At 64.4% G+C, this 14,198-nt stretch carries 7 protein-coding genes and 1 pseudogene; 5 read left to right on the top strand and 3 right to left on the bottom strand.

What is annotated here, in order from left to right; translation table 11 throughout:
• Positions 1-8: 8 nt before the first annotated feature.
• Both flgC and fliE read left to right on the top strand, forming a co-directional pair.
• Positions 9-428: a flagellar basal body rod protein FlgC gene (gene flgC, locus AQ619_RS12845; RefSeq protein ID WP_062148231.1), complete on the top strand. Its 420-nt coding sequence runs from the start codon at positions 9-11 to the stop codon at positions 426-428.
• Positions 429-438: 10 nt separating this feature from the next.
• Positions 439-747 carry a flagellar hook-basal body complex protein FliE gene (fliE, locus tag AQ619_RS12840; RefSeq protein ID WP_062148228.1) on the top strand — a complete coding sequence of 103 codons (309 nt, stop codon included), beginning with the start codon at positions 439-441 and terminating at the stop codon, positions 745-747.
• 136 nt (positions 748-883) lie between these two features.
• Here the strand turns inward: fliE and AQ619_RS12835 are convergent, their stop codons facing one another.
• Positions 884-3,139 (bottom strand): beta-glucosidase family protein, encoded by a 2,256-nt coding sequence (locus tag AQ619_RS12835; RefSeq protein ID WP_062148226.1) that lies wholly within the window; start codon positions 3,137-3,139, stop codon positions 884-886.
• Between the two features lie 58 nt (positions 3,140-3,197).
• Positions 3,198-4,241, bottom strand: coding sequence for a LacI family DNA-binding transcriptional regulator (locus AQ619_RS12830; RefSeq protein ID WP_062148223.1), 1,044 nt, complete (start codon positions 4,239-4,241; stop codon positions 3,198-3,200).
• A 660-nt stretch (positions 4,242-4,901) separates the two neighbouring features.
• Between AQ619_RS12830 and AQ619_RS12825 the strand changes: the two genes are divergently transcribed.
• The 3 genes from AQ619_RS12825 (at position 4,902) to AQ619_RS12815 (ending at position 11,201) form a co-directional block, all read left to right on the top strand.
• On the top strand, positions 4,902-7,976 hold the full coding sequence (locus AQ619_RS12825; protein ID WP_062148220.1) for a TonB-dependent receptor: 3,075 nt from the start codon (positions 4,902-4,904) through the stop codon (positions 7,974-7,976).
• A gap of 153 nt (positions 7,977-8,129) precedes the next feature.
• Positions 8,130-9,650 carry a tryptophan halogenase family protein gene (locus AQ619_RS12820; RefSeq protein ID WP_062151657.1) on the top strand — a complete coding sequence of 507 codons (1,521 nt, stop codon included), beginning with the start codon at positions 8,130-8,132 and terminating at the stop codon, positions 9,648-9,650.
• Positions 9,651-9,671: 21 nt separating this feature from the next.
• Positions 9,672-11,201 (top strand): tryptophan halogenase family protein, encoded by a 1,530-nt coding sequence (locus AQ619_RS12815; protein ID WP_062148217.1) that lies wholly within the window; start codon positions 9,672-9,674, stop codon positions 11,199-11,201.
• A gap of 89 nt (positions 11,202-11,290) precedes the next feature.
• On the opposite strand, the pseudogene AQ619_RS12810 reads toward AQ619_RS12815, so the two are convergent.
• Positions 11,291-14,136, bottom strand: a pseudogene (locus tag AQ619_RS12810) (M14 family metallopeptidase).
• Positions 14,137-14,198: the final 62 nt, after the last annotated feature.

Here is a 14,198-nt window from a genome sequence, read left to right as displayed (position 1 = left end):
CGGATCAGATGCCTGAGATCAAGTCCAATTCGCTGTCGACCATGGCCGTGGCCACCTCGGCCCTGCGTGCCCAGCAGGGTCGCATGCGGGTCATTGCCGAAAACATTGCCAACGCCAACTCCACCGCCCGCACCCCCGGCGGCGATCCCTATCGTCGCCAGGTTCCGGTGTTCAAGCCGACCCGGGTCGAAGGTGCCGAAGGCGTCCAGATGCTGCGCGTCGATGAGGACCAGAGCGCCTTCAAGACCGAATATGATCCCGGCAATCCGGCCGCCGACGCCAAGGGCTATGTCAAGTTGCCCAACGTCAATTCGCTGGTCGAAGCCCTGGACATGAAGGAGGCGCAACGCGCCTACGAAGCCAATCTCAACGTCATCGAGACGGCGCGCGCCATGCAGTCGCGCACCCTCGATGTGCTGCGCAAATAGGGGCTGACCGATGATCACCGCGCTCGCTGCTGCCAAGGCCTATGCCTCGCAAGGGGCCATGTCGGTCGGCTCGATCGGCGGCGGCACGACCGCTGCCAAGGGCATGGACTTCGGCGACCTGCTGAAGTCGGCCATGACCGATGTCGCCCAGACCTCCAAGGCCGCCGAAATGAAGGTGGCCCAGCAGGTTGCCGGCAAGGCCGAACTGATTGACGTCGTCACGGCCATTTCTTCCGCCGAAGCCAGCCTCGAAACCGTAATGGCTGTCCGCGACCAAGTGATCTCGGCCTATCAGGAAATCATGCGGATGCCGATCTAGGGCGCTGGCGCGCCCCGATTCCATTCTCCCCATAGAGAGCAAAGGCCGTTCGGTACCCGGGTGCCGAACGTGGCACGAAACAAAGACGGCGCGGTCGGGTTGCCCCGGCCGCGCCGTTTCTCGTTGGGCCTAGGGCCTATTTCGCGGCGGACGAAACCGGCAGGGCCCGAGCCGGAAGAGCAACCGTCGAGGTCAGGGCAGGCGCGCGCGAGGACGCACCGACCGTCACCGCATAGTCACCGCCGGCGATCGACCAGCCATGGGCCTTGCCGTCCCAGGTCGCCAGCAAGCGCGGATCGACGGTCAGGGTCACCGAGGTGCTGGCACCGGGTGCAAGCTCGACCTTCTTGAAGCCGCCCAGACGCTGTGGGGCCTCCCAGCCGCCGGCCTTGGGAGCGAGATAGACCTGCGGCACATCCTTGCCGGCGCGGGCCCCGGTGTTCTTGACGTCGAAGCTGACCGTCAGCACGCCGTCGGCGTTTGAAGCCTTGAGATTGGAATAGGCGAACCGGGTGTAGGACAGGCCATAGCCGAACGGGAAAAGCGGTTCGTGCTTCTTCAGGTCGAACCACTTGTAGCCGACCGCTGCGCCTTCGATGCTGTAGTCGATGTCGAACAGGGCCGCGGGCGTCTTGGGGTCACCGTCCAGCTTGGGGCGGGGAAGCTGGCTGACGTCCTTGGGGAAGGTCACCGGCAGGCGTCCCGAGGCGTCGACCTCGCCGGTCAGGACGCGGGCGATCGCTTCGCCGCCATTGGTGCCCGGATACCAGGCCTGCAGAACGGCTCCGACGTCCTTCAGCCAGGGCATGACCACGGGGCCGCCGGTTTCCAGCACAACGACGGTCTGCTTGTTGGCCCCGGCGACGGCAGCGATGGTGGCGTCCTGGTCCTTGGGCAGGTTCAGGGTCCAGACATCCTCGGACTCGGTGGTCCACTGATCGGCGAAGACGATGGCCAGATCGCTGGCGGCGGCCAGCTTGGCGGCGGCAGCCGGATCCTTGCCGTCGCTGAAGCTGATCTTGGCGTTCGGGAAGCGCGCCTGCAGCGCCTTCAGGGGCGAGGAGGGATAGTAGATCACCGGGCCCGGCCAGGTCGCGGGCAGCAGGCCCTGAACGGCGCGGCCACCGGCCGGATAGACCTGCGACGAGCCACCGCCTGACAGCACCCCGACATCGGCATGAGCACCGATCACCGCGATGGTCTTCGCGGTCTTGGCCAGAGGCAGAAGGCTACCTTCGTTCTTCAGCAGGACCATGCCTTCCTCGGCATCGGCCTGGCTGACCTTGCCGTTGGCCGCCAGGTCGATCGGGGCGATCTTGACCGGGTGGTCGACCGCGCCGCTGGCGAACAGGGCGCGGGTGATACGGCGAGCCATGTCGTCGAGACGCGCGCCGCTGACGGCACCGCTGGCCAGGTCGGCCTTCAGGACCGAGCCCAGGAAGTTCTGCTTGTCGAAAGCGTCCCCGGCCGACTGCTGGTCAAGGCCGGCATTGACGGCCTTGGCCCCGGAATGGACCGCGCCCCAGTCGGACATGACATAGCCCTTGTAGCCCCAGTCCTTCTTCAGGACGGTATTGAGAAGCCAGTCGCTTTCGCAGGCATAGACGCTGTTGACCCGGTTATAGGCGCACATCACCGCGTGCGGATCGGACTGCTCGATGGCGAACTGGAAGGCCAGCAGGTCGGAAGTGCGGGCCTCGGCGTCGCCGATATTGGCGCTGGCCACGAACCGGCCGGTCTCCTGATTGTTAAGGGCATAGTGCTTGATCGTCGACACGATGTGATTGGACTGGATGCCCTTGATCTGGGCCCCGACCATCGTGCCGGCCAGCAGGGGATCCTCGCCGCCATATTCGAAGTTGCGACCATTGCGCGGCTCGCGAACCAGATTGACGCCGCCCGCCAGCATGACGTTGAAGCCGGAGTCACGGGCCTCGGAGCCGATCATGGCACCGCCCTTGAAGGCCAGGTCCGGATTCCAGGTGGCGGTGGTGGCCATGCCAGAGGGCAGGGCGGTGCGCTCGCGAAACTCCTTGGCGCTGCCCTGGGTCGCGACGCCGATACCGGCATCGGTTTCGAACTGCTCGGGAATGCCGAGTCTCGGAATGCCCTTCACATAGCCCGCCGAACCGGGAAGCGAGCCCTCGATGCGGGTGTATTTCGGCTTCATGTCGGCCCCGAAATAGCCGAACACGAGGGTCAGTTTCTCATCCTGGGTCATGGCCTTGACCACCAGGTCGGCACGACTGTCGGGGTCCAGCTTGGGGTTCAGCCAGGGCTGTTCGAGGACCGCAGCGGCCGGCTTGGACGACTGGGCCTGGGCGTTCAACGCCGTTGCCGACGCGCCGATCATCAGCGCCAGGGCCAGGCCCTGGAATGTCTGCCGGTTCATGTTTCCTCCGTTATCGTTGTATGGGCCGCAGGCCGCTATCGGCTCGGCGGCGAAGGGTTCAGGTCTTTCGTTTCGGCGGGCCGCCGGTACGGGCCGGGCCGGTCGATTCACGGGCCACGAGGCTGTACTGGGCCAGGAACGGCACGGCGGCCTTGCCGGCCACCTCATTGGCGTTCCAGGCGCTGAACGTCTGGAGCGCGCGCAGCGCCATCTGCTCGAAGGGTTGGCGGATCGTGGTCAGGGTCGGCCAGATCACCCCGGCAATCGGAGCATCGTCGAAGCCGACCACAGAGATGTCGTCAGGGATGCGAAGGCCGCGACGCTGGGCCTCCATGCAGGTTGCCGCGGCCATGTCGTCATTGGCGGCGAAGATCGCCGTCGGCGGCTCGTCGATATCGAGCAGGGCCTTGGCGGCGTCGACGCCGGTCTTGAAGGTGAACTCGCCGTCGGCAATCAGCTCCGCTGCGGGACGGGGCAGCCCTCGCGCGGCATAGGCTTCGAAAAAGCCATTGCGTCGGTGCGTGCTGGCCGCGTGGTCCGGGTGGCCGGAGATGTGGCCGATCCGGGTATGGCCCAGGCTGAACAGGTGCTCGACGACCTCGCGGGCGGCGGCCCGGTCATCCATCGCAATGGCGGGAAAATGCGGGTCTGGACTGGTCGGCGAGATGAGCACGCAACGCACCTCCAGCTCGCGCATCAGTTCCTTCAGGGGACCAAAGTCGCATTCCGGCGGAAGCAGGATCATCTCGCGGACGCCACCATCGGCAACGAAGGCGCGGATGCGATCCTGCCATCCGGCGACGGGCCCATCGAACAGATCGACGGTCAGATGGCGACCCGTCTCGACACAGGCGAGCAACAGGGCGTGGTGCATCCGGGTATGGTAGCCGCCGCTGGGGTCGCCCATCAGGACCCCAACTGAGGACGAGGTCTGGGATCGCAGGCTGCGGGCTACCGCGCTGGGCTGATAGCCCAGCTCCTGCATGGCGGCACGGACCTTGTCCCGCGTCTTGGCGCTGACGCTTTCATGCTCGTTGAGCACGCGAGAGACCGTCTTGGGCGAGACATCCGCCCGTTCGGCCACATCGTGGATCGTCGCCATTTCGTTTCTTCACCCGGTTTCGCGCCTCTTGCCGGACTCCACCACAGCCGGGGCCGTGGCGGCAAGGAGACGCCTGTCATCAGCCATAGCCGACGATGTCTATCCTGTCATGTCTTTGGACAAGATCAGGTCAAATTGGGTCATTTATCAAGACATTTTTGGGACAAAAAATTCGACCTCCGCCCCGCATGCAAGCGCTGTCAGCCTCTGGGGTTCGGGGGATAATCTCGTGCCGGGCGAGCTATGGGAGCGTTATCATGTAGCCTTGGTTGGGGTCTGAAATTGGTCCGAAGTGGGCCCATAGCGCCATTTTTGGCGGATTTACCGGGCTGAATGGTCATTTTACGGCCTTGCCCTGATAGGAATGGGGCGGATCGCGGCCCCCTTGGCGTACGCTGGCAGGCCTGCTGGGCCAAAATGACAACGTTGACATTCTTGTTGACTTGGGTGGGACATTTGATGATGGTTGACGTCAACCGATGACGGCGAGGGGCCGGAATCGTCAGCCCGGGCGCTGGGGGTCGCCGTCACGACGGACAATGCGGACAACGGTTCGCCGGGCCTTGAAGCCGCTCAATCGGTTCCGGAGCCCGTCGCAAAGACGGCGGGCCTGGAAACGGGGCGAACGACCATAAAAACGTTAGTTGGGGAGCGAGGAATTTGACTAATCAACGTAGGAAAGCCGTGCTGACGCGCGGCCTGGCGGTGGCCTTGCTGGCCGGCGCCTCGCAGGTGGCTCTGACCACCGGCGCATTCGCCCAGGATGCCACGCAGGTCGAGGAAGTGATCGTCACCGGCGTTCGCGGGTCCCAGATCAAGTCGGTCGACGTCAAGCGTCAGCAGGCCTCGATCGTCGACGCCATCTCGGCGGAAGACATCGGCAAGCTGCCCGACGTCACCATCGCCGACTCGCTGCAGCGCATCTCGGGCATCCAGGTCCAGCGCAATGCCGGCGAGGGCACCACGGTTAACATCCGCGGTCTGGCCCAGGTCATCACCCTGCTGAACGGCGAACAGTATCTCAGCGCCGGCAATATGGGCTCGGCCCAGCCGAACCTGCTGGATGTGCCGTCCCAGCTGATGAACCAGGTGCTGGTCTTCAAGTCGACGGATCCGAAGAACGCCCTCTCGGGCATCTCGGGCACCATTGACCTCAAGACCCGCCGTCCGTTCCAGCTGCCGAAGGGCTTCACCTTCGCTGGTGGCCTCGAAGGCCAGCAGGGCGATCGCACCTCTGAAAACGACTACCTGGCCAATGGCGTCCTGAACTGGCGCAATGACCGCGTCGGCCTGATGGTCTCGGCCGCCAAGAGCAAGTCGAACCTGGGCAACAACTATTCGGGCACCGTCGGCCTGTCGGGCAACAATGACTGGGGTGGCAGTTTCCCCAACAGCTACATCTCGCCCCACGGCTTCGAGAGCTTCAACCGCGTCGTCGAGCGTGATCGCCTGGGCGTCAATGTCGCCTTCGAAGCCGATCTCGGCGAAGGCTTCAGCCTGATCGCTGAAGGCTTCTACGCCGAACTGGAGGAATACAACCGCGCCGTCGGCATCAACATCTCCAACCGTTGGGACGGCGGTGCTTTCGGGGCCTGGACCAAGCCCACGGCCTCGACGTCGGTCGGCATCGGCAACTGGCTGGCGGTCGACGAGTACGACATCGATGCGTGGTGGATAAATTCCTTCACCGTCAACCGCACCACCAAGTCCAAGACCAAGAACTACAATCTGGAACTGAACTACGACAACGGCGGTCCGTTCACCTTCGAGACCCGCGCCATCCGCGCTGACGGTGAACGTCTGAGCATGAACGGCCAGGCCCAGGGCGACCTGAGCAACTGGCGCTATGCGCCAGGCCGTTTCAACCTGTTCCGCGATGCCAATGACCGGACGCGTGGCACCTTCTATCCGAAGGCCATCTGCGACAAGTTCCCGGTCGCCCGCCGCACCAATGCCGTCGTCGGCAGCGCCGGCGGTTGCTACCTGGATCCGAACCCGCAGGGTTACGGAGCCAACCCGCAGCTGCACTACAATATCGGCGGTGATCATCCGGTCTGGTCGGGCTTCGACAAGCCGCTCGCAGGAGGTCTGGGCGCCGGCAAGACCCTCAAAGATTACATGGCCAACAAGGACAGCTATGCGATCGGCGCCTTCTCGTCGGAGGGCAACAATGAGGTCGAGTCGGACATGAACGTGTTCCGCGCCGACGGTCACTATGCGTTCGACGACAAGTTCCTGGGCTTCATCACCAAGATCGATGCCGGCGTTCGTCAGAGCGAGCGTTCGGTCGATGTCGAGCAGTTCCACCTGTTCTCGGGCTTCTATGGTGGTTCGCCGGGCTCGGTTCAGGCCAACGGCACGCCGGTTCCGGCGGGCGGTTGCGAGGCCCAGTGGAAGGCCATCGACGTCGTCATGAGCCAGAACCAGTGCCAGGCGGGCGAGTTCGTGCGTGACCCGGTCACCGGTCTGCAGGTGTTCCAGGGCTACACCGTCAATGCCCCGACCCGTCTCGACACCTACAACAACACCGTCTGGGTCGATGACCTGGGTGGCGTGACCAGCGGCATTCCCGGCTTCTGGGCCATCGATCCGCGCGACTTCGATGATGCGGAAGCCTTCCACAAGAAGGTCTTCGGCGGTGCGATCCGCGTGCCGATCCCCGGCCAGACCTATGATGTCAGCCTGCGCGAACAGAGCGCCTTCGGCGCTGCCAACTTCGAGCTGGGCGGTCTGTCGGGCAATTTCGGCCTGCGGGTCATCGAGACCGAACTGACGGTGAAGCAGAACCTCACCGGTGACACCCGCAACTATGGTGACACAAACGCCGACGCTGGCGATGCCGTCACCAAGCGCAAGTACACCGACTGGCTGCCGTCGGTGAACCTGGTCTACGACCTGGGTGAGCACTTCAAGTTCCGCGCGGCCTATAGCAAGACCATGCAGCCGCTGGATCTGGGCAACTATGGCGGCGGTCTGTCGATCTTCACCTCCGACTGCGGCGCGGCCCTGCCGAACGTCCGCTGCGTGACCGGTGCCAGCGCTTCGGGTAACCCGAACCTGGATCCCTGGCGCTCGCAGAACTTCGACGGTGCCGTCGAGTACTATTTCGGCCGCGCCTCGATGCTGAACATCTCGGCCTTCAAGCTGAAGATCGACAGCTTCGTGACCGGCGGAACGACGACCGGCCGCTTCCCCGACCAGGACGGCGTGATCCGTCGCACCGTCAGCGTCTCCCTGCCCATCCAGGGCGACGGCGGCGAGGTCAAGGGACTGGAAGTGGGTGCCAAGCTCGCCATGAGCGACATCCTGCCGGATGCCGGCTTCCTGTCGAACTTCGGCGTCGACACCAACTACACCAACTCGCCCAGCAAGGAGTCGCGGGTCGGCTTGGACGGCAAGAAGCTGTCCTTCGTCGACAACTCCAAGCACCAGTTCAACCTGGTGGGGTGGTACCAGGACGAGAAGCTGCAGGCGCGTGTCGCCTACAACTATCGCACCGATCGTCTGTCCAGCGTGATGAGCAACAACATCCCGATCTATCAGGATAGCACGGGCTATGTTGATGTGAACGTCAGCTACAATGTTCGCGACAACGTGACCGTTTACTTCAACGGTTCGAACGTTACCGGCGAGATTGAGGATTACTACGCCAAGTTTGCGGCTGGTAAGACCCAGTACATCAGCCAGAACGAATTTGAACCGCGTTACACGGTCGGCCTGCGGGCTCGCTGGTAACATCTAGGCTCACCTCCTGCGGCCGCCGTGACCCCCTCGTCACGGCGGCTCTTTTTTGCACCCGGACCTGTCCGGTTCAGACGTGAGGCGATAGCTTCGGCGGCCGCCGGATCTTTCTGAAGGCGAATTGCGAGGGCGACCTTGGAGCAGCCCGTGACGGACAACCGAATCCGCAGCGTCGTGATCGTGGGCGGCGGCACGGCCGGCTGGATGGCGGCGGCCAGTCTGCAACGTCATTTCCAGGGCTCGCCCCTGAAGATCACCCTGATCGAGAGCTCGGAGATCGGCACAATCGGAGTCGGTGAGGCCACCATCCCGACGATCCGCAGCTTCTATCAGACCCTGGGTCTGAGCGATCTCGACGTGATGCGGGCCACCGGTGCCACCTGCAAGCTGGGCATCCGCTTCAAGGACTGGCTGAAGCCCGGCTCGTCCTTCATCCATCCGTTCGGCCTGTTTGGTCAGGACCTGCGCGGCGTACCCTTTCACAACTACTGGCTTCGGCTGAGGGCTGAAGGCGAGACGGCCGAGATCGGCGAATACTCGCTGGGTGCCGCTCTGGCCAAGGGTGGCAAGTTCACCCAGCCCTCGCGCAATCCGCCCTCCAGCCTGTCGGTGTTCGACTGGGCCCTGCACTTCGATGCCGGGCTGTTCGCGGGCCTGATGCGGCAGGTCGCCGAGGCGGCCGGCGTGCAGCGGATCGACGCCCGGATCACAAAGGTCAATCTGCGCCCGGAAGACGGTTTCATCGCGTCGGTCACACTCGACAGCGGCGCGTCGGTCGAGGGCGACCTCTTCATCGATTGCTCGGGCTTCCGGGGCCTGCTGATCGAGGAGGCGCTCCAGACGGGTTACGAGGACTGGGGCCAATGGCTGCTGTGCGACCGCGCCTATGCGGTGCAGAGCGAAGGTCACGGCGCGCCGCCGCCCTATACCGATGTCACTGCCCAGACGGCCGGCTGGCGCTGGCGGATCCCGCTGCAGCACCGCTATGGCAACGGCTATGTCTATTCCAGCCGCCACATCAGCGACGATGAAGCTCTGCGGGAACTGCAGGCCTCAGTGCCGGATCCTCTGTTGCACGCGCCGCGGCAGATCCGGTTCACACCGGGCCGCCGACGGAAGGCGTGGAACCGCAACTGTATTGCCCTGAGCCTGGCCTCGGGCTTTCTGGAGCCGCTCGAGAGCACCAGCATCGCCCTGATCGAGACTGGGATCGAGAAGATCAAGCAGCTGTTCCCGGACCGGTCCTTCAATCCCGCGGTGTCCGACGAATTCAACGAGATGTCGCGGCTGGAAATGGAGCGCGTGCGCGACTTCATCATCCTGCACTACAAGGCCAATCAGCGTGAGGACACGGCCTTCTGGCGCGACTGCCGGGCCGTGGACGTGCCGGACACCCTCAAGCACAAGATCGAGATGTTCCGTGAGCGCGGCCATTTCATCCGCTATCGCTGGGAGATGTTCCAGCCCGCCAGCTGGCTGGCGATCTATACGGGCTTCGACATCCTGCCCAAGACCTGGGATCCCAGTCTCGATGGCCTGGATGTAGCGTCACTGCGCCGGGGCATGGACGAAATGCGCAAGGCGGTAAGGGCGGCCGTCGACGGGGCCCCGACCCACTCTGATTTTCTGGAAAAATACGCGCGGCCCACGCCGCTTGCCGCGCAATAAGAGACGAGAACAGGGACGGACATGCAGGACGCCAATCAGAACGGGATCCGCAAGGTCGTGATCGTCGGCGGCGGCAGTGCCGGCTGGATCTGCGCGGCCATGGCCAGCCACTATTTCCACAAGACCGGAGTTGCGGTGGAGCTGATCGAGTCCGAGGAGATCGGCACGATCGGCGTGGGGGAGTCGACCATTCCGCCCTTCCTGCAGCTGATCCGCAGCCTGGGCATCGACGAGCAGGACTTCATTCAGAAGACCCAGGCCAGTTTCAAGCTGGCGATCCGCTTCGAGAACTGGCGCAACAAGGGCGAGACCTACTACCATCCCTTTGGTCAGATTGGCGGCCCCATCGGACGGCACGAATTCTACCAGTGCTGGCTTCGGGCCAAGGCCAATGGCCATCCGTCAAACCTGCAGGATTTCGCCCCGGCCACGGTGATGGCCGACCAGTGGAAGTTCATCCCGCCGGTCCGCGCCCAGAAGTCCCTGCTGAGCGGGGCCAACTATGCCCTGCACATCGATGCCAAGCTGGTCGCCCAGTATCTGCGCGACTTTGCCGAGGCCCGGGGAGTCAAGCGCACCGAAGGCATAGTCACCGATGTGGTCTCCCGTCCCGACGGCTTCGTCGAGAGGGTGATCATGAAGAACGGCACCGAGGTCTCCGGCGACCTGTTCATCGATTGCTCGGGCTTCCGGGCCCTGCTCATCGGCAAGACCCTGGACGAGGAATACCGGGACTGGTCGGACGTGCTGATGTGTGACCGCGCGGTGGTCGCCCAGACCGAAAACGTCAAGGACCCGCATCCCTATACAGTGGCCCAGGCCCAGGATGCCGGCTGGCGCTGGCGCATTCCGCTGCAGCACCGGGCCGGCAACGGCTATGTGTTCTGCAGCAAATACCTCAGCGAGGACGAAGCCGCCGCCACCCTGCTGAGCCAGATCGAGGGCGAGGTCCTGCTGGGCCCCAATTTCATTCCGTTCAAGACCGGAATGCGCAAGCGCCTGTTCCGTAACAATGTGGTGGCCATCGGTCTGGCCGGAGGCTTCATCGAGCCGCTGGAATCCACCGCCCTGCACCTGATCTATCGCGGCATGGATTTCCTGTTGCGCTATTTCCCGGACAAGGATTTCGATCCCGGCCTTGCCGCCGAATACAACCGGCGCATGACGATGGACTATGAAGAGATCCGCGACTTCATCGTGCTGCATTATGTCACCACCCAGCGCGACGACACGCCGTTCTGGCGCGACTACCAGGCGGTCGTTCCGCCCGAAAGCCTGAGAGAGCGGCTGGAGCTGTTCCGGGCCAGCGGCCTCCTGCGCGACGGGGTCGATGACATGTTCCGCGCGCCGAGCTGGCAGTCGGTGATGGAGGGCATGGGGGTGCGCCCGCGCCGCTATCAGCAGTTGGTCGATGCGGTGCCCTATGCCGTAATCCAGCAGACGCTCGACCAGTCAGCTCCGATCCTCAAAGCCCAGGTAGCGGCCCTGCCCAGTCACGGCGAGTTCCTGGCCGAGCATTGCCCCGCCGCGCCGTTTCAGCGCAGCGCCTGAGGCCCACCTCGCCCAGACCCTGATGTCACCGACGTAGCGTCCAAGACGAGAAGGTCCTGGCGGCGCAGGCCGCCGCCAGGACCTTCTCGTTATCGCGTGGCGGCGATCGCCGGGCCGTAGAGCAGGCCGTTGAACAGGAACTTGAAGGTTCCATAGGACTGGGCGCGCTGGGTGATCTCGGGGCCCATGGCCAGAAGCTTGCCCTTGCCCAGGTCGATATCGAGGATCGCCGTCGAACCCTTGAGCTTCTCCTGGCCAACGGCCCAGCCGCTGCGCAGGGGAGTCTCGCTGTCGAACCAGGAGACGCGTGACACGCCCTTGGCATCAGACTTCAGCGTGAAGGTCGGGCTGCGGTCGAAGAACACGTCCACCTGATCCGGCAGGCCATAGGCCAGGGGCTGGCGGTTATCGACCCGGGCCCGCAGGATCGAACCCGGAATATAGAGCTCCTTGTTGGGCAAGGCCTTGAGCTCGCCGTTCTCGATCCGGCCGGTGGCCACCTCGACCGGCGCGCCCAGGGCGGTGGCCAGGCGGGTCGAGGCCCCGATGGCCACCACCGTGCCGCCGGCCTTCGCGAAGGCTTCGACCTGGGGCAGGGTCTTGGTGTCGGTCACCTGGCCCAGCCAGGCCCGGTATTCTTGCGGGATCTCTTCCGGCTTCGGTTGCGGACCACCGCGACCGGCACGGAAGGGGCCACCCGAGGGGGCCGGGAAGACCCCGTCGGCGAAGACGAGGACGTCGAAGTCCTTGTTCAGGTCTCCGGCGTCCAGTCGCTGCGGATAGACGACCTGGAAGGGGGCCTCGAAGCGCTCGAACATCCAGCGGTTCCAGCCCGAGGGCATCGAGCCGCCATAGACATCGACCAGGCCGATCCGCACCGGCTTCAGGGGCAGGGTGGGGCCGGAGGGCTTGGCACCGACTGCCCAGGCGTCGAGACCCAGATCCTTGACGCTGGCGGCCAGCACCGCCTGGGCGGCAGGCGAGGCGGGCACCCAGATCGCGCCCGGACCAAAGGCGACCTTGCCGGCCTTGGCACCGTCCTTCAGCCACTGCACGCTGGCACCGGCCTTGAGCAGGCGGTTTGTCAGGGTGAAGCTGTTATTGGGCTCATGGCTGATCAGCCAGCCTGCCTTGCCCGAACCCTTGATCGCGCCGGGTCTGACGGTGATCAGGTCCGGAACCCGCGTGGTCGGCGCTTCGAAGCCGTCGAGAATGCGGTCAAACCTGACGCCCATCTGATAGGCCAGGGTATAGCCCGTGACATCGTAGGGGGCCTTGGGCGGGCCACCGGGATATTCGGTGTCGTGCGGGTGATCCTGCGGTTCGAACATGTCGAGCACGTGAGGACGATAGGCCTGGGCGGTCTTCACGACATAGGAGCCGGCGGGATAGGTCTTGCCGGCCACGGTGAAGGCCTTGTCAGCCTGTTCGACATCGACCCCGGCCTTGATCAGGGCATTCAGGAACGCCACGACCGTGGGCATGTCGGCCTGGTCAGCCGGCAGGATGAAGCCGCGCGGATCGCGTCGTTCCGGGGCCTGCAAGACGGTCTTGTAAAGCGTCGGGTCGACGGCACCGCCACGCCCCTCGAAGGGCTTGTCCCTGGCCGCCTCCTTCAGGGCGTCGATCTTGCTGGGGCTGAGCGTCCAGCTGTCCTGGTTGCCTCGGGCAATGCCGTTGGCCCCCATTTTCCAGATGTTGAACAACATCCGTTCGCGGTTGCGCGACGCATAGTCCAGAACGGCGCGGTTGAGGCTCCACTGGTAGTCCAGGGTCTGCTGCAGGTGCCACATCTGAGGCGGAGCAGGCATGGGCCGGTCATTGCTGGGCAACTGGGCGTCGGGCACCAGGTTCAGCGGCATGGGCGTCGGCCCGCCGGTGATTTCGGTCAGCAGCCCCACAGCATTGTGGAAATAGGCGATCGAGCGCTCCATTCCGTTGTGCCAGGTGGAATAGGGGGCGGCACTGCGGGCGCTCGAACCGGGCTTGTCCTCGGCCACCAAGCGGCTGTGCATGGCCATGCCCACCTCCTGCAGGGTGGTCATGACCAGCGGGTCGTAATTGTAGTTGGCCGGATCCCGGAAGGGCGGAACGAACACTACCATGCCGTTGGGCGCGGTCTGGTGCTGGTTGTAGACGATCTGCGGGAACCACTCGCGGAACAGTTGGCGGTTGACGTTGGTCGTTTCGGCCATCTGGGCCATGAAGCTGTCGCGGTTGTTATCGTGGCCGATGTACTTCTGATAGAGGCGCGGCACCGAGCCGAACTCGCGCTTCTTCGGATCCTCGTTGCGCATGTACCAGTCCGAGATCAGCTCCATGCCGTCCGGATTGTCGTGGGCGAACAGGATGATCACGTCGTCCAGCAGACGCATCGTCTCCGGGTCGTTCTCGGTCAGCATCCGGTGCAGGACCTGGATCTGACCCTGGGAGGTCACGGTCTCGTTGGCATGCATGCCGGCGTCGATCCAGACCACGGCCTTGCCCTCGGCGGCCAGCCTGGTGGCCTCTTCCCGGGACACGCCCTCGGCCTTGGCCAGGCGGCGGGCGATGGTCTTGTAGTGGTCCAGTTTCGCCAGGTTGGCCGGCGATGAGACCACGGCCATCCACTGGGTTCGGCCCTCTTCGGTCTTGCCGATATCGACCAGCTTCATGCGGTCCGACTGCCCGGCGAGGGTCTTCAGATAGGCCTCATAGCCGGTGTAGTCGGCGAGGAAATAGTCGCTGCCGACCGGCTGGGCGAAGGCCTGGTCGGGCGGGGTGATCTGAGCAGTGGCGAGACTTGCGCCGGTCAGGGACATCAGCAGAACGAGCGCTGCGCCGGCCATGGCTTTGGATCGAGTCATTGAGTGGGCTTCCCGTCCGGAACAGGCGGCCAAACCGTGCCGCGCTAAAGATCTGACGAATCCAGACCGGAAATCCGCCGTCTGCGCAATCGAGCGAGGACGTTTTTCTGTGTGCGGAGAAGCAAACAAGAAAAGGCCCGCCCCGGGGTGC

Origin of the sequence: Caulobacter henricii, assembly GCF_001414055.1 — a bacterium.
In the GTDB taxonomy this organism is placed as follows: domain Bacteria; phylum Pseudomonadota; class Alphaproteobacteria; order Caulobacterales; family Caulobacteraceae; genus Caulobacter; species Caulobacter henricii.
This window is presented reverse-complemented; position numbering and strand designations above follow the sequence as displayed.